11 protein-coding genes are annotated in these 17,689 nt (G+C 64.3%); 10 read left to right on the forward strand and 1 reads right to left on the reverse strand.

Annotated features, from left to right (window positions below; genetic code table 11):
• Positions 1-110 precede the first annotated feature (110 nt).
• Positions 111-2,552 (reverse strand): penicillin-binding protein 1A, encoded by a 2,442-nt coding sequence (locus tag HNP46_RS24490; protein WP_184594160.1) that lies wholly within the window; start codon positions 2,550-2,552, stop codon positions 111-113.
• Between the two features lie 185 nt (positions 2,553-2,737).
• On the opposite strand from HNP46_RS24490, the gene HNP46_RS24495 reads away from it, so the two are divergent.
• From HNP46_RS24495 to HNP46_RS24540, 10 genes are all read left to right on the forward strand, one after another.
• Positions 2,738-3,802 (forward strand): pilus assembly protein PilM, encoded by a 1,065-nt coding sequence (locus HNP46_RS24495; protein ID WP_184594177.1) that lies wholly within the window; start codon positions 2,738-2,740, stop codon positions 3,800-3,802.
• Positions 3,802-4,398 carry a type 4a pilus biogenesis protein PilN gene (pilN, locus tag HNP46_RS24500; RefSeq protein WP_184594179.1) on the forward strand — a complete coding sequence of 199 codons (597 nt, stop codon included), beginning with the start codon at positions 3,802-3,804 and terminating at the stop codon, positions 4,396-4,398. Before HNP46_RS24495 ends, pilN begins: the two co-directional genes overlap by 1 nt.
• Positions 4,395-5,051 carry a type 4a pilus biogenesis protein PilO gene (gene pilO / locus HNP46_RS24505; protein ID WP_184594181.1) on the forward strand — a complete coding sequence of 219 codons (657 nt, stop codon included), beginning with the start codon at positions 4,395-4,397 and terminating at the stop codon, positions 5,049-5,051. The genes pilN and pilO overlap by 4 nt, the downstream gene beginning before the upstream one ends.
• On the forward strand, positions 5,048-5,572 hold the full coding sequence (pilP, locus tag HNP46_RS24510; RefSeq protein WP_184594183.1) for a type 4a pilus biogenesis lipoprotein PilP: 525 nt from the start codon (positions 5,048-5,050) through the stop codon (positions 5,570-5,572). The genes pilO and pilP overlap by 4 nt, the downstream gene beginning before the upstream one ends.
• 53 nt (positions 5,573-5,625) lie before the next feature.
• Positions 5,626-7,767 carry a type IV pilus secretin PilQ gene (pilQ, locus tag HNP46_RS24515; protein ID WP_184594186.1) on the forward strand — a complete coding sequence of 714 codons (2,142 nt, stop codon included), beginning with the start codon at positions 5,626-5,628 and terminating at the stop codon, positions 7,765-7,767.
• An 8-nt stretch (positions 7,768-7,775) separates the two neighbouring features.
• A complete protein-coding gene (gene aroK / locus HNP46_RS24520) occupies positions 7,776-8,294 on the forward strand; it encodes a shikimate kinase AroK (protein WP_184594364.1) in 519 nt (172 codons plus the stop codon).
• Between the two features lie 50 nt (positions 8,295-8,344).
• Positions 8,345-9,451, forward strand: coding sequence for a 3-dehydroquinate synthase (gene aroB, locus HNP46_RS24525; RefSeq protein WP_184594188.1), 1,107 nt, complete (start codon positions 8,345-8,347; stop codon positions 9,449-9,451).
• A 6-nt stretch (positions 9,452-9,457) separates the two neighbouring features.
• Complete coding sequence (locus tag HNP46_RS24530) at positions 9,458-11,149, forward strand: AAA family ATPase (protein ID WP_184594190.1); 1,692 nt, start codon at positions 9,458-9,460, stop codon at positions 11,147-11,149.
• A gap of 459 nt (positions 11,150-11,608) precedes the next feature.
• Positions 11,609-16,054, forward strand: coding sequence for a glutamate synthase large subunit (gene gltB, locus HNP46_RS24535; RefSeq protein WP_184594193.1), 4,446 nt, complete (start codon positions 11,609-11,611; stop codon positions 16,052-16,054).
• A 29-nt stretch (positions 16,055-16,083) separates the two neighbouring features.
• Entirely contained in the window at positions 16,084-17,517 is a 1,434-nt protein-coding gene (locus HNP46_RS24540) for an FAD-dependent oxidoreductase (protein WP_184594194.1), read from the forward strand.
• Positions 17,518-17,689 lie beyond the last annotated feature (172 nt).

A 17,689-nucleotide genomic window follows, 5' to 3' on the forward strand; every position in this document is an offset into this window, starting at 1 on the left:
ACATAGTGGCGCGCCACCTCTAGCTTGAACTTCCCATCATGCCTTGCCATGTGGACCCCTCAGAGTTGGTGTCCAACATCTGGGGGTCAGTTCAGGTGAGGGGCTTGTTTTCAGAACAGGTCGATCGGCGCTTCTTCGTCCGCCGGCATACCACTGCCTGGAGAACTGCCGGGAGCCAACTCGTTCATCGACGGCGGCGTGTCTTCGTTCTTGAACAGCTCGAAGTACGCGCCCGGCGTGCCGGGAGCGGCCGCACGACCGGTGACCGGATCGATGCGCAGGCTGACCAGGCCGGGCGGCTCGGGCAGCAGGTGCGACGGCTTGTCCTTGAGGGCTGCACCCATGTAGCGCATCCAGATCGGCAGGGCGACGTTGCCGCCATATTCGGCGCGGCCAAGGCTTTCCGGCTGGTCGAAGCCGACCCAGACGGTGGTCATGTAGTCGGCGTTGAAGCCGGAGAACCAGGCGTCCTTGGATTCGTTGGTCGTGCCGGTCTTGCCAGCCAGGTCGTCGCGCTTGAGGGCCAGGGCGCGGCGGCCGGTGCCGCGCTTGATCACGTCCTGCAGCATGCTGGTCATGATGTAGGCGGTGCGTGCGTCGATGATGCGCTCGGCGGCGGCTGGCTCGATGGCGGTTTTCGCCTGGGCCGGATCGTCGTTGCCGAAGGCGTCGGTGGCCGCCGGCTGGGCCTGTGCCTGGGCTGCCGGGTCGAGTTTCTCCTCGTCCTGCGGCACGCTGGGCGGATTGGCCTGGTACAGCGTCTGGCCGTCGCGGCTCTCGATGCGCTCGACGACGAAGGGCGAGATCTTGAAGCCGCCGTTGGCGAAGACGCTCCAGGCGCTGGCGATCTCCAGCGGGGTCAGGGTCGCGGTACCCAGGGCCATGGACAGGTTCGGCGGCAGATCGTCCTTGTTCAGGCCGAAGCGGCTGATGCAATTGCGCGCGCGATCGACGCCCAGAGCCTGGAGGATGCGGATCGAGACCATGTTGCGCGACTTGTACAGCGCCTCGCGCATGGGGATCGGGCCGAGGAAGGTGTTGGTGTCGTTCTTCGGACGCCAGACCTTGTCCAGGTACTCGTCGTAGAACACCACCGGGGCGTCGTTGATCAGCGAGGCGGCGGTGAAGCCGTTGTCCAGCGCGCAGCTGTAGATGAACGGCTTGAAGCTGGAGCCGGGCTGGCGGCGGGCCTGGGTGGCGCGGTTGTAGTTGCTCTGCTCGAAGGAGAAGCCACCGACCAGCGCCATGATCGCGCCGTTCTGCGGGTTCAGCGAGACCAGGGCGCTCTGCGCCGCCGGCACCTGGGTCAGGCGCAGCGAACCGTCATCCTTGCGTTGCACGCGGATCACGTCGCCGGCCTGGACCACATCGCTGGGCTGGCTGGGCATGCGGCCCATGCTGTTGTTGCTCAGGTAGGGGCGGGCCCACTTCATGCCATCCCAGGGCAGGGCTTCTTCCTTGCCGTCGCGGGTCATGACCATGGCGCCGCTCTTCTCGACCTGGGTCACGATGGCCGGCTCCAGGCCGCCCAGCGGACGCTGCTGGGCAATCGCCTGACGCCAGGCGTCGCGAGTTTTGCCCGGCAGTCGGGTTTCCGGGCCGCGGTAGCCGTGGCGCTGGTCGTAGTCCTGCAGGCCTTCGCGCAGGGCGGCGTTGGCGTCATTCTGCAGGTCGCTGCGCACGGTGGTGTAGACGCGGTAGCCCTCGGTGTAGGCATCGCCGCCGAAGCGGCCGACCAGCTCGGCGCGGGCCATTTCGGCGATGTAGGGGGCGGCGAGTTCCGGGGTCTGGACATGGTAGGACGCGCCCACCGGCTCCTTCACCGCCTCCTCAAAGCGCGGCTGATCGATGAAGCCGAGCTTGAGCATGCGCTCGAGGATCCAGTTGCGTCGCTCCAGGCTGCGCGCCGGGTTGGCCAGCGGGTTGTAGCGCGACGGCGCCTTGGGCAGGCCGGCGATCATCGCCATCTGCGCCAGGCTCACGTCCTTGATCGACTTGCCGTAGTAAACCTGCGCCGCCGCCTCGACCCCGTAGGCGCGGTTGCCCAGGTAGATCTTGTTGACGTACAGCTCGAGGATTTCGTCCTTGGTGAGCGATCGCTCGATCTGCAGGGCCAGCAATATCTCGTTGATCTTGCGGGAGAAACTGCGCTCGTTGGTGAGGAAGTAGTTCTTCGCCACCTGCATGGTGATGGTGCTGCCCCCGGTCTGGATGTGCCCGGTTTTCAATAATTGCGCGGCAGCACGCATCAGGCTTTTCACGTCCACGCCATAATGATTGGCGAAATTGTCATCTTCAGCCGATAACAGTGCATGGACGAAATCCGGGGGGATTTCGGCAAAGCGAATCGGTGTTCGGCGCATCTCGCCAAACTCTGCTATCAATTTGTTATCAGCACTGTACACGCGCAACGGCATCTGCAACCGCACGTTGCGCAAGGCATCCACGGAAGGAAGGTTGGGGCTGAGGTACAGATAGGCGCCGCTGAAACTGAGCAGCAATCCACAAATAATGGTGACGCAGGTCCACCACAGAAACTTCAGCAGGCGCATCGGAAGGTCTTGGATTTCCAGAGAAAAGAAAGAGTTAAGCGGATGGCGCGGTAAAAAGGGAAAAGCTGATCACATTATAAGCAGTTTTTTTGCTGGCGAGCCATTTGCGAAGCTGTCAAGTCTGGTATCTAATGTGGAAAAACATAAATCGTCCGTAAGTCTCGGATGCTGATAGGAAATCAGTCGTGCTAGGGCTCTTCAATAAGAAAGCGAACACGCTGCTGGGGATAGACATCAGTTCGACTTCGGTCAAACTTCTCGAATTGAGCCGCTCTGGAGGCCGCTACAAGGTAGAGGCCTACGCTGTCGAGCCGCTCCCGCCCAATGCAGTGGTAGAAAAGAACATCGCTGAGCTTGAGGGCGTCGGCCAGGCGTTGTCACGCGTGGTCGCCAAGGCGCGGACCCCCGTGAAAACGGCTGCGGTCGCGGTTGCCGGCTCGGCGGTCATCACTAAAACCATCGAGATGGACGGCGGACTTTCCGACGACGAGCTGGAGAATCAGCTCAAGATCGAAGCCGACCAATACATCCCCTATCCCCTCGAAGAAGTCGCCATCGACTTCGAGGTGCAAGGCGTTTCCGCGCGAAATGCCGATCGCGTCGATGTGCTCCTCGCCGCCTGCCGGAAGGAAAACGTCGAGGTCCGCGAGGCGGCACTGGCGCTGGCCGGCCTGACAGCCAAGGTCGTCGACGTCGAAGCCTATGCGCTGGAGCGGGCCTTCAGTCTGCTCGGCCAGCAGTTGGGCGGCAATGCCGACGAGCTCACAGTTGCGGTGGTCGATATCGGCGCCACCATGACCACCCTGAGCGTCCTGCACCACGGCCGCACCATCTATACCCGCGAACAGCTGTTCGGCGGGCGCCAGCTCACCGAGGAAATCCAGCGCCGCTATGGCCTGTCGGTCGAGGAAGCCGGTCTTGCGAAGAAGCAGGGCGGCCTTCCGGACGACTACGACAGCGAAGTGCTGCAGCCGTTCAAGGATGCCGTGGTCCAGCAGGTGTCGCGCTCGCTGCAGTTCTTCTTCGCTGCCGGCCAGTTCAACGACGTGGACTACATCCTGCTCGCGGGCGGCACGGCTTCCATTCCCGACCTGGATCGTCTGATCCAGCAGAAGATCGGTACTCCGACCCTGGTCGCGAACCCCTTCGCCGACATGGTGCTGAGCGGGAAGGTCAATGCCGGCGCGCTGGCCAGTGACGCCCCCGCGCTGATGATTGCCTGCGGTCTGGCGATGAGGAGTTTCGACTGATGGCACGCATCAACCTATTGCCATGGCGGGAGCAGCTGCGCGAGGAGCGCAAGCAGCGCTTCCTGGTGACCCTGGGCGCGGTGTTGCTGGCGTCCGGCGCCCTGGTGTTCCTCGGCGACCAGTACTTCAACTCGGCCATCGAGAACCAGAATGCGCGCAATGATTTCCTGCGCAAGGAAATCTCCGTGCTGGATACGCGCATCAAGGAGATCAGCGAGCTGAGGACCCGTCGCCAGCAACTGCTGGAGCGGATGAAGATCATCCAGGACCTGCAGGGCAACCGGCCGATCATCGGGCGGGTGTTCGACCAACTGGTCCGTACCTTGCCCGACGGCGTCTACTTCACCGAGCTGAAGATGAACGGCAATCTGATTTCCATTGCCGGTGCGGCGGAGTCGAACAACCGCGTCTCCAACCTCATGCGCAACCTCGATGCCTCCCAATGGCTGGCCTCGCCGAACCTCACCGAGGTCAAGGCGATCACCCAGGGCGCCCTGGACCAGGCCAACGTCTTCCAGTTGACCGTTCGCCAGGTGCAGCCGGATGAGGACAAGCTGGACGACAAGAAGAACGCAGCGCAAGGAGCCAAGAAATGAGTCTGGCCAGTTCGCTGGAAAGCTTGCGCAAGATCGACGTCAACGATCTTGATCTGAACAACATCGGCTCCTGGCCGGCGGCGGTCAAGGTGATTGCCTGCACACTGCTGCTGATCATCGTGCTGGCGCTGGGCTACAACTTCCATCTCAAGGACCTCGAGGCGCAGCTGGACCAGCAGCGCCAGGAAGAGACGACGCTGAAGGAACAGTTCGCCTCCAAGGCTTTCCAGGCCGCCAACCTGGATGCCTACAAGGCGCAGATGAAGGAAATGGAAGAATCCTTCGGCGCCTTGCTGCGGCAATTGCCCAGTGACACCGAGGTGCCGGGACTGCTGGAAGACATCACCCGCACCGGCCTGGGCAGCGGCCTGGAGTTCGAGGAAATCAAGCTGCTGCCGGAAGTGGCGCAGCAGTTCTACATCGAGCTGCCGATCCAGATCAGCGTGGTGGGTGGCTATCACGACCTGGCGACCTTCGTCAGCAGCGTGTCCAGCCTGCCGCGCATCGTCACCCTGCACGATTTCGACATCAAACCGGCGACCGCGGACAGCACCTCCAAGCTGCGCATGAGCATCCTGGCCAAGACCTACCGCTACAACGACAAGGGCGTGAAGGTCGGCGGGGCCGCTGCGGCTCAGGGAGGCGCGAAATGAACAAGCGCCTGATCCTCGGCAGCGTGATGCTGCTCGCCCTGCACGGCTGCGGCTCGGGCGGCGATTTCGCCGACCTGCAGTCGTACATGGATGAAGTGCGGGCCCGGCCCAAGGGTTCCATCGAGCCGTTGCCCAAGTTCCAGCCGTACGAGCCGTTCACCTACAGTGCGGCCGCGTTGCGCAGCCCGTTCCAGCCGCCGGTGAAGATCGACCTGGCGGTCAAGCAGAAGGGCAATCGCGTGGTCAAGCCCGACGATACTCGGGTCAAGCAGTTCCTCGAGGGGTTCAACATCGAAACCTTCGAAATGGTCGGTACCCTGGCCAACGAGCAGGGTACGTTCGCGCTGGTGCGCGGTGCAGGAGGGGTGCACCGGGTGCGGGTGGGCGACTATCTGGGGCGCAACGACGGCAAGATCGTTGCGATCAGCGAAGGCAAGATCGACGTGGTCGAAATCGTTCCTGATGGTGAGGGTGGCTGGCTCGAACGTCCGCGCAGCCTGACTCTCAAGGAACGCTCCTAAGGGCGGGGATGAACATGCATAACAAACAGCAGTCTGCACGACGGATTCAGACGATGAACAGAACACTTTCCCGCCTGAGCATTTCCCTGCTCGCGGCAGTCTTTGCCCCGGCCCTGCTGGCGGCCAACCTCCAGAGCGTCGATGTGGCGGCGCTGCCGGGTGACCGTGTCGAGCTGAAGCTGGGCTTCGACGAGCCGGTGGCCGCTCCGCGTGGCTACACCATCGAGCAGCCGGCGCGGATCGCCCTGGACCTGCCCGGTGTGCAGAACAAACTCGGCAGCAAGAACCGCGAGCTGGGTGTGGGCAATGCGCGCAGCCTGACCGTGGTCGAGGCCAAGGATCGCACCCGTCTGATCGTCAACCTGACCAACCTGGTCCCCTACACCACGCGTGCCGACGGCAACAATCTGTATGTCGTGGTCGGTGGCTCGGCGACTGCCGCGTCTTCCTACGCTTCGGCTGCTCCCTCGTCGGCTGCGACTGCGCGGCCTGCAGCGCCCAAGCCTTATGTTCCCGCCGGCAAGGCCATCCGCAACGTCGACTTCCAGCGTGGCGAGCAGGGCGAAGGCAACGTGGTGATCGATCTGTCCGATCCCACTGTCGCCCCGGACATCCAGGAACAGGGCGGCAAGATCCGCCTCGACTTCCCGCGCACCCAGCTGCCGGACAACCTGCGCGTGCGCCTGGACGTGAAGGACTTCGCCACTCCGGTGCAGTTCGTCAACGCCTCCGCGGCGGGCGACAAGGCCAGCATCGTGATCGAGCCGACCGGCCTCTACGATTACCTGGTGTACCAGACCGACAATCGCATGACCGTCAGTATCAAGCCGCTGACCCAGGACGATGCCGAGAAGCGCAAGAAGGACAACTTCGCCTACACCGGCGAGAAGCTGTCGCTGAACTTCCAGGACATCGACGTGCGTTCGGTGCTGCAGTTGATCGCCGACTTCACCGACCTCAACCTGGTGGCTTCTGACACCGTGCAGGGCAACATCACCCTGCGCCTGCAGAACGTGCCGTGGGATCAGGCGCTGGACCTGGTGCTCAAGACCAAGGGCCTGGACAAGCGCAAGGTCGGCAACGTACTGCTGGTGGCGCCGGCGGACGAGATTGCTGCTCGCGAACGCCAGGAGCTGGAAGCGCAGAAGCAGATTTCCGAGCTGGCGCCGCTGCGCCGCGAACTGATCCAGGTGAACTACGCCAAGGCTTCGGATATCGCCAAGCTGTTCAACTCCGTGACCGGTGCGGCCGGTGCCGCTCCCGGTGCAGCGGGTGGTGGTGATACCCGCGGCTCGATCACCGTCGATGACCGTACCAACAGCATCATCGCCTACCAGACCCAGGATCGCCTGGACGAGCTGCGTCGTATCGTCGCCCAGCTGGATATCCCGGTGCGCCAGGTGATGATCGAGGCGCGTATCGTCGAAGCATCGGTCGATTACAGCAAGAGCCTGGGGGTGCGTTGGGGTGGTGCCGTATCGTTCGGTAATTGGGCTTCTTGGGGCAAGGACGGCAACCTTGGCGTAAATGGTACCGGCAACGCAGGCTGCGGCCCATTTGCCAACGGATGTACGCTTCCAACGAACGCAGCCAACTCGCCGACCCCCTCGGTTGACCTGGGCGCAACCAATGCCACCTCCGGCATCGGCATTGGCTTCGTCTCCAACAACGCCATCCTCGACCTGCAGCTCTCCGCCATGGAGAAGGGCGGCAACGGTGAGGTGGTTTCCCAGCCGAAGGTCGTCACCTCCGACAAGGAGACCGCGAAGATCCTCAAGGGCTCGGAGATTCCCTACCAGGAAGCCAGCTCCAGTGGTGCCACCTCGGTATCCTTCAAGGAAGCTGCACTGTCCCTGGAAGTGACTCCGCAGATCACCCCGGACAACCGCATCATCATGGAAGTGAAGGTCAACAAGGACGAGCCGGACTACGCCAACGCCCTCAACGGCGTGCCGCCGATCAAGAAGAACGAGGTGAACGCCAAGGTGCTGGTCAACGATGGCGAGACCATCGTGATCGGTGGTGTGTTCTCCAACACCCAGACCAAGGCGGTGGACAAGGTTCCGTTCCTGGGTGACGTTCCGGTCCTGGGCCGACTGTTCCGTCGTGATTCGGTAACCGACAGCAAGAACGAGCTGCTGGTTTTCCTTACCCCGCGGATCATGAATAATCAGGCCATTGCAATCGGCCGTTGATCAATGTCGTGTCCAATTTGATTCTGGTAGGCCCGATGGGAGCTGGAAAGAGCACCATCGGGCGTCTTCTCGCCAAAGAGCTTCACCTCGTCTTCAAGGATTCGGATAAGGAAATCGAGCAGCGCTGCGGAGCCAACATCCCCTGGATCTTCGATGTCGAAGGGGAGGCGGGCTTCCGCGAGCGTGAGCAGTCGATGCTGGCCGAGCTGTGCGATATGGGGGGGATGGTCATTGCCACGGGTGGCGGCGCCGTGATGCGCGACGCCAATCGCCTGATCCTCAAGGGCGGCGGCAAGGTCATCTACCTGCACGCTTCGGTGGAGCAGCAGATTTCCCGCACGGCGCGCGACAAGAATCGGCCGCTGCTGCAGAAACCCAATCCCGAGCAGATCCTGCGTGACCTGATGCAGCTGCGCGATCCGCTTTATCGCGAAATCGCCGACGTGATCATCGAAACCGACGAGCGGCCGCCCCGCCTCGTCGTGCTGGAGATCATCGAGCGCCTGCGTGAGCTGGAGCGCCATTAACGGCGCCGCAATCTGCGGTATCCTAGTCCCCTTTATTGCCTGGGGGTTTCATGCGCACACTCAACGTCGATCTGGCCGATCGCAGCTACCCGATCTATATCGGTGAAGGGCTGCTGGATGATCCGCGCTACTTCGAGCCGCACATCCGTGGCCGCCAGGTAGCCATCGTCACCAACGAAACCATCGCGCCGCTGTACCTGGATCGACTGCAGAAGACCCTGGCCGGCTACAAGGTCACCACGGTCGTGCTTCCCGACGGCGAGGCCTACAAGCAGTGGGAAACCCTGCAACTGATCTTCGATGGCCTGCTCACCGCGCGCCATGACCGCAAGACCACCCTGATCGCCCTGGGCGGCGGCGTCATCGGCGACATGACCGGTTTCGCCGCGGCCTGCTACCAGCGCGGCGTCGACTTCATCCAGGTGCCGACCACCCTGCTGTCCCAGGTCGACTCCTCGGTGGGCGGCAAGACCGGCATCAACCACCCGCTGGGCAAGAACATGGTCGGGGCCTTCTACCAGCCCCAGGCCGTAGTCATCGACACCGCGACCCTGAAGACCCTGCCGCCGCGCGAGCTGTCCGCGGGCCTGGCGGAAGTGGTCAAGTACGGTTTCATCTGCGACGAGCCTTTCCTCACCTGGCTGGAAGCGCATATGAGCGACCTGCTCGCGCTGGAGACCAAGGCGCTGACCGAGGCTATCGAGCGCTCCTGCGCCGCCAAGGCCCGCGTAGTCGGTGCCGACGAGAAGGAAACCGGCGTGCGCGCCACCCTCAACCTGGGCCACACCTTCGGTCACGCCATCGAGACCCACATGGGTTACGGCGTCTGGCTGCACGGCGAAGCCGTGGGTGCGGGAACCGTGATGGCACTTGAGATGTCGCATCGGCTGGGATGGCTGACGAAAGCCGAGCTCGATCGTGGCATCCGCCTGCTCGCCGCGGCGAAGCTGCCGGTGGTCCCGCCGCAGGAAATGAATGCCGAGCATTTTCTCGAGCACATGGCTGTCGACAAGAAAGTGCTCGATGGCCGTTTGCGTCTGGTCTTGCTCCAAGGGCTGGGGGGCGCGGTCGTGACCGCCGAATTCCCCCGTGAGATTCTGGAAGAAACACTGCGCGCTGACTACCAGGCACTGGTCGGTCAGGCAGGAGAACACTGAGGTCCCATGTCCAGCTTGCATGCCGATGAGGCCTTCCTGGCCCACTACCAGTTCAGCCACGATCCGTTCGCACCGCGGGTTCCCGGCTTCAAGTTCTTCCCGGCGCAGCGCAAGCCCGTGCTGGGCCAGCTGCACCACCTGGCGCGCTACAGCCACCTGCTGCTGGCCGTCACCGGCCCGCTGGGCAGCGGCAAGACCCTGCTGCGCCAGGCGCTGGTGGCCAGCACCAACAAGGACGCGGTTTCCAGCGTGGTCATCTCCGGTCGCTCGGTGACCGACGAAGCCACCCTGCTGCGCCAGCTCGCCCAGGGCCTGGGCATCACCCAGACCAGCCTGGAAGCCATCCTCGCCAAGGTCGCCCAGCTGGCGATCACCGGCCAGGACGTCTACCTGCTGGTGGATGATGCCGAGCAACTGCGCGATGACGCCCTGGAAGTGCTGTTGCTGCTGTCCGCCGGCAACACCGAGGCGCGTCTGCACGTGTTCCTGTTCGGCGAGCCGGAGCTGCTGTCGCGGCTGGAGACGCTGTCCGAGGGCGAGGAGCGTTTCCACGCCATCGAACTGCAGCCCTACAGCGAGGAAGAGACCCGCGAGTACCTGGCGCAGCGTCTGGAAGGTGCTGGGCAGGGCATCGAGCTGATCTCCGCCGACCTGCTGGCCGACATCCACGAACAATCCGGCGGTTGGCCCGGCACCATCAACCAGACCGCCCGCGACGCCATGATCGAGGCGATGCTGGCTGACCGTGGCGGCGCCCGCAAGGCCGCCGGCCCTGGCTTCAAGCTGCCGAAGAAGCACCTGGCGATCCTCGGCGTGGTCGCCATCGGCGTCATCGCTGCCTGGTTCATGCAGGGCAAGACCAGCAAGCCGGAGACTGCCAGCAACCCTGCTGTGCAGACCTCCTCGCAGCTGCCGCTGGGCGGCGCCACTGCGCAGCCGGGTGCCCAGCCGCAGCCCGATGCCCAGGGCAACGGCCCGTCGGTGGAGTTCGCCGGTTCCAACCAGCCGCTGCCGTTGCCGCTGGTCGGCGAGAGCCAACCGGTGATCCGCGAGCCGATGGCCCAGGCCGGCGGCCAGGAAGACGCCGACGATGGCGGCATGCCGTCCGCGGCCATCCCGCCGACCGTGACCACCTCCGCGCCGCCGTTGACGCCGCTGGCCAATAACGGTCCCAAGCCGCTGAATCCGGTGCCGCCGGCGCCGACCCAGCAGCAGGCCGCCGTTCAGCCCGCTCCGACCACGGCGCCGACGCCGCGTCCGGAACCGGTGAAGCCCGCCGCCACCGCAGCGGCCAAGCCTGCCCAGGCCGCCAAGCCGGCAGCCACCAAGCCCGCCACTACGGTTGCCAGTGCCAAGCCAGCAACCGCGGCGAGCAAGCCTGCGGCCACGACTGGCGGCAGCGCTGGTGGCAGCAGCTGGTATCAATCCCAGGCCGGTTCGCGCTACTCCGTACAGGTGCTGGGCACCGGTTCGGAGGCCAGTGCCAAGGCCTTCATCAGCCAGCAGGGTGGCGGCGATTACCGCTACTTCCGCAAGAACCTGCAGGGCAAGCCGTTCTACGTGGTGACCTACGGCAACTTCTCCGACCGCGCCGCCGCGCAGGCCGCGATCAAGAAGCTGCCGGCCAAGATCCAGGCTTCCAAGCCCTGGGCGCGGCCGTTCTCCAGCATCCAGCAGGACATCGCTGGGGCGCGCTGAAAGGTCGCACTGTCGCAGCAATGAAAAGCCGAGCCCCATTCCATGGGGCTCGGCTTTTTATTGGGTTGTGTCTTTGTCTGCATTCTTATAAAAATGCGACATCGGGTGTCGGCAGTGCGTCAAAAAAAACCGTGACGTCGCTTTCCCCGTGTGTACAATGACCTCCCTTTGCCTATCGGAAACTTGCCGCTTGAGCGAGTAGACAGGCGAAGTGCTTGAAGAGGGTCTGCTGACGTTTCGTCATGGCCAGGGCCGGAACCGCCGCCACGTTGGGTAAGACGTGGCAACTCGCGCGGAACGGTCATTCCAGGTGAACCAGGGGCTACAGCGGCGCTGCCCGATAGAGGCGGCCCGAGCCTTTGGGGTGCGCGGGAAACGAGCCTGCACGGCGAAACAGGGCGATGGCGAAACGTCAGCAGACCCTGGAATTTATAAAAGTTTTGCCGGTGAGAGTTCCCTATGAAAGCAGGTCTGTACCATCCTGAGACGTTCAAGGATAACTGCGGATTCGGTCTGATCGCCCATATGACGGGCGAGGCCAGCCACGAACTTCTGCAAACCGCCATCGAAGCACTGACCTGCATGACCCACCGAGGTGGGATCAACGCGGACGGGAAAACCGGGGACGGCTGTGGGCTGCTGATCCAGAAGCCCGACCAGTTCCTGCGCGCCGTGGCCAAGGAGTCCTTCGCGACCGAACTGCCCGGCCAGTACGCCGTGGGCATGGTCTTCTTCAACCAGGACCCGGTGAAAGCCGAAGCCGCCCGCGCGAACCTGAATCGCGAGATCGAGCGCGCCGGCCTGAAGCTGGTCGGCTGGCGCAAGGTGCCGATCGACACCAGCGTCCTGGGTCGCCTGGCGCTGGAGCGCCTGCCGCAGATCGAGCAGGTGTTCATCGGCGGCGAAGGCCTGTCCGACCAGGAATTCGCGGTCAAGCTGTTCAGCTCCCGTCGCCGCTCCTCCGTGGCCAACGCCGAGGACGCCGACCACTACATCTGCAGCTTCTCGCACAAGACCATTATCTATAAGGGCCTGATGATGCCGGCGGACCTCGCCGCCTTCTATCCGGACCTCTCCGACGAGCGCCTGAAGACCGCCATCTGCGTCTTCCACCAGCGCTTCTCGACCAATACCCTGCCGAAATGGCCGCTGGCCCAGCCGTTCCGCCTGCTGGCGCACAACGGCGAGATCAACACCATCACCGGCAACCGCAACTGGGCCCAGGCCCGTCGCGCCAAGTTCGCCAACGAGTGGATGCCGGATCTCGACGAGCTCGGCCCGCTGGTCAACCGCGTGGGTTCGGACTCCTCCAGCATGGACAACATGCTCGAGCTGATGGTCACCGGCGGCATGGACATGTTCCGTGGCCTGCGCATGATCATTCCGCCGGCCTGGCAGAACGTCGAGACCATGGACGCCGACCTGCGCGCGTTCTACGAATTCAACTCGCTGCACATGGAGCCGTGGGACGGCCCTGCCGGCGTCGTGCTGACCGACGGCCGCTACGCCGTCTGCCTGCTCGACCGCAACGGCCTGCGCCCCTCGCGCTGGGTCACCACCAAGAACGGCTACATCACCCTCGCCTCGGAAATCGGCGTGTGGGACTACAAGCCCGAGGACGTCATCGCCAAGGGCCGCGTCGGTCCGGGCCAGATCCTCGCGGTGGACACCGAGACCGGCCAGCTGCTGCAGACCGAGGACATCGACAACCGCCTGAAGTCGCGCCACCCGTACAAGCAGTGGCTGCGCCAGAGCGCGCTGCGCATCCAGGCGACCCTGGACGATGACCAGGGCGTGGCCAGCTACGACGGCGACCAGCTCAAGCAGTACATGAAGATGTTCCAGGTCACCTTCGAGGAGCGTGACCAGGTACTGCGCCCGCTCGCCGAGCAGGGCCAGGAAGCGGTCGGCTCGATGGGCGACGACACCCCGATGGCGGTGCTGTCCAAGCGCATCCGCTCGCCCTACGACTACTTCCGCCAGGTCTTCGCGCAGGTCACCAACCCGCCGATCGACCCGCTGCGCGAAGCGATCGTGATGTCCCTGGAAACCTGTCTGGGCATCGAGCAGAACATCTTCGAAGAGTCCCCGCACCACGCCAACCAGGCGATCCTGACCAGCCCGGTGATTTCCCCGGCGAAGTGGCGGACCCTGATGAACCTGGAGCGTCCGGGCTTCGACCTGCACCACATCGACCTGAACTACGACGAGTCCGTCGGGCTGGAAACGGCCGTGCGCAACATCGCCGACCAGGCCGAGGAAGCGGTGCGCGCCGGCAAGGTCTTGCTGGTGCTGTCCGACCGTCATATCGCTCCCGGCAAGCTGCCGGTGCATGCGGCCCTGGCCGTCGGCGCCGTGCACCATCGCCTGGTGCAGACCGGTCTGCGCTGCGACTCCAACATTCTGGTGGAAACCGCCACCGCCCGTGACCCGCACCACTTCGCGGTGCTGGTGGGCTTCGGTGCGTCCGCGGTCTACCCGTTCCTCGCCTACGAGGTGCTGGCCGACCTGATCCGCACCGGCGAAGTGCTGGGCGACCTCTACGAGGTCTTCAAGTACTACCGCAAGGGCATCTCCAAGGGGATGCTGAAGATCCTCTCGAAGATGGGCATCTCCACCATCGCTTCCTACCGTGGCGCCCAGCTGTTCGAAGCCATCGGCCTGGCCGACGAAGTCACCGGCCTGTGCTTCCCGGGTACTCCGAGCCGCATCCAGGGCGCACGCTTCCTCGACATCGAGAACGAGCAGAAGCTGCTGGCCAACGAAGCCTGGAACAACCGCAAGGCGATCCAGCAGGGCGGCCTGCTGAAGTTCGTCTACGGCGGCGAGTACCACGCCTACAACCCGGACGTGGTGAATACCCTGCAGGCCGCCGTGCAGCAGGGCGACTACGCCAAGTTCAAGGAATACACCGCGCTGGTCGACCAGCGTCCGGTGTCCATGCTGCGCGACCTGCTCAAGGTGAAGACCAGCGAGCAGCCGCTGAGCCTGGACGAGATCGAGCCGCTGGAGTCCATCTTCAAGCGCTTCGACGCCGCCGGCATCTCCCTAGGCGCGCTGTCGCCGGAGGCCCACGAAGCCCTGGCCGAAGCCATGAACCGCCTGGGCGGCCGCTCCAACTCCGGTGAGGGTGGCGAAGACCCGGCGCGCTACGGCACGCTGAAAAGCTCGAAGATCAAGCAGGTGGCCACCGGCCGCTTCGGTGTGACCCCGGAATACCTGGTCAACGCCGAAGTCCTGCAGATCAAGGTGGCCCAGGGCGCCAAGCCTGGCGAGGGCGGCCAGCTGCCCGGTGGCAAGGTCAACGGCCTGATCGCCCGTCTGCGCTACGCGGTGCCCGGCGTGACCCTGATCTCGCCGCCGCCGCACCACGACATCTATTCCATCGAAGACCTCGCCCAGCTGATCTTCGACCTCAAGCAGGTCAACCCGCAGGCGCTGGTGTCGGTGAAGCTGGTTTCCGAACCGGGTGTGGGCACCATCGCCGCCGGCGTGGCCAAGGCCTATGCCGATCTGATCACCATCTCCGGCTATGACGGCGGTACCGGCGCCTCGCCCATCACCTCCATCAAGTACGCGGGTTCGCCGTGGGAGCTGGGCCTCGCCGAGGCGCACCAGACCCTGCGCGGCAACGACCTGCGCGGCAAGGTCCGGGTGCAGACCGACGGCGGCCTGAAGACCGGCCTGGACGTCATCAAGGCGGCCATCCTCGGCGCCGAGAGCTTCGGCTTCGGCACCGCGCCGATGATCGCCCTGGGCTGCAAGTACCTGCGCATCTGCCACCTGAACAACTGCGCCACCGGCGTCGCCACCCAGAACGACAAGCTGCGCAAGGACCACTTCATCGGCACCGTGGACATGGTGGTGAACTTCTTCACCTTCATTGCCAGCGAAACCCGTGAGTGGCTGGCCAAGCTCGGCGTGCGCAGCCTGGAAGAACTGATCGGCCGCACCGACCTGCTGGAAATCCTTCCGGGCGAGACGCCCAAGCAGGGCAACCTCGACCTCACGCCGCTGCTGGGCAGCGACCTGATCCCGGCCGAGAAGCCGCAGTTCTGCGAAGTCGAGAAGAACCCGCCGTTCGACCAGGGCCTGCTGGCCGAGAAGATGGTCGAGCTGTCCCGTGCCGCCATCGAAGGCGCCAAGGGTGGCGAATACGAACTGGACATCTGCAACTGCGACCGTTCCATCGGCGCGCGGATTTCCGGCGAGATCGCCAAGGTCCACGGCAACCAGGGCATGGCCAGGTCGCCGATCACCTTCCGCTTCAAGGGCACTGCGGGCCAGAGCTTCGGCGTGTGGAACGCCGGCGGCCTGCACCTGTACCTGGAAGGCGACGCCAACGACTACGTCGGCAAGGGCATGACCGGCGGCAAGCTGGTCGTCACCCCGCCCAAGGGCAGCCCGTTCAAGTCGCAGGAATCGGCCATCGTCGGCAACACCTGCCTGTACGGCGCCACTGGCGGCAAGCTGTTCGCCGCCGGCACCGCAGGCGAGCGTTTCGGCGTGCGCAACTCCGGCGCCCACGCCGTGGTGGAAGGCACCGGTGATCACTGCTGCGAATACATGACCGGCGGCTTCATCTGCGTGCTGGGCAAGACCGGCTACAACTTCGGCTCCGGCATGACCGGGGGCTTCGCCTATGTCCTGGACATGGACAACACCTTCGTCGACCGCGTGAACCACGAGCTGGTGGAAATCCAGCGCATCAGTGGCGAAGCGATGGAAGCCCAGCGCAGTCACCTGCGCAAGGTGCTGGTCGAGTACGTAGAAGAAACGGCGAGCGAGTGGGGCGCGAACGTCCTGGAAAACCTGGACGACTACCTGCGTCGGTTCTGGCTGGTGAAACCCAAGGCGGCAAGCCTGGGCTCGCTGCTGTCCAGCACCCGTGCCAACCCGCAATAAGCGCCTGAAGTTGTTGATGAGGTCACGAAATGTCTGAACGTATGAATTCTGATCGCCTGAACAATGACTTCCAGTTCATCGAAGTCGGGCGCAAGGATCCGAAGAAAAAACTGCTGCGCCAGCGCAAGCGCGAGTTCGTGGAAATCTACGACCTGTTCAAGCCGGCGCAGGCCGCTGACCAGGCGCACCGCTGCCTGGGTTGCGGCAACCCGTACTGCGAGTGGAAGTGCCCGGTGCACAACTTCATCCCCAACTGGTTGAAGCTGGTCTCCGAAGGCAACATCCTCGCCGCCGCCGAGCTGTCCCACCAGACCAACACCCTGCCGGAAGTCTGCGGCCGGGTGTGCCCGCAGGACCGCCTGTGCGAAGGAGCCTGCACCCTGAACGACGGCTTCGGCGCGGTCACCATCGGCTCGGTGGAGAAGTACATCACCGACACCGCCTTCGCCATGGGCTGGCGCCCGGACATGTCCAAGGTCAAGCCCACCGGCAAGCGCGTCGCCGTGATCGGCGCGGGCCCGGCCGGCCTGGGCTGCGCCGACGTGCTGGTGCGCAACGGCGTGAGCCCGGTGGTGTTCGACAAGAACCCGGAAATCGGCGGCCTGCTGACCTTCGGTATCCCCGAGTTCAAGCTGGAGAAACAGGTGCTCTCGCGCCGCCGTGAAGTCTTCACCGGCATGGGCATCGAGTTCCGCCTGAACACCGAGATCGGCAAGGACGTCACCCTGGAGCAACTGCTCGATGAATACGATGCCGTGTTCATGGGCATGGGCACCTACACCTACATGAAAGGCGGCTTCCCCGGCGAGGACCTGCCCGGCGTGCACGACGCGCTGGACTTCCTGATCGCCAACGTGAACCGCAACCTGGGCTTCGAGAAGTCGCCGGAAGACTTCGTCGACATGAAGGGCAAGCGCGTCGTGGTGCTGGGCGGTGGCGACACCGCGATGGACTGCAACCGCACCTCGATTCGCCAGGGTGCGAAGAGCGTGACCTGCGCCTACCGCCGTGACGAAGAGAACATGCCCGGCTCGCGCAAAGAGGTGAAGAACGCCAAGGAAGAAGGCGTGAAGTTCCTCTTCAACCGCCAGCCCATCGCCATCGTCGGCGAGGACAAGGTGGAAGGCGTGAAGGTGGTCGAGACCCGACTCGGCGAGCCGGACGCCCGTGGCCGTCGCAGCCCCGAGCCGATCCCGGGCTCCGAGGAGATCATCCCGGCCGAAGCCGTGCTGATCGCCTTCGGCTTCCGCCCGAGCCCGGCGCCGTGGTTCGACCAGCACCAGGTGGAGATCGACAGCCAGGGCCGCGTCATCGCCCCGGCGGCCGCGCAGTTCAAGCACCAGACCAGCAACCCGAAGATCTTCGCCGGTGGCGACATGGTCCGCGGTTCCGACCTGGTGGTGACGGCGATCTTCGAAGGCCGTACGGCCGCCGAAGGCATCCTCGACTACCTCGGCGTCTGAGTGCGTCCCCTGTAGGGCGAATAAGGCGGAACGCCTTATCCGCCGTGGCGGATAACGCCTCTGGCGTTATGCGCCCTACGCGGATGACGCAGCGACAAACTGTCGCGATGGACGAAAGGCACGGCACCCGCCGTGCCTTTTCGTTTGGGCTTTGCGAAAATGCCCGCACTTT

This window comes from Pseudomonas nitroreducens (assembly GCF_014204515.1).
GTDB classification, from domain to species: Bacteria; Pseudomonadota; Gammaproteobacteria; order Pseudomonadales; family Pseudomonadaceae; genus Pseudomonas; species Pseudomonas nitritireducens_A.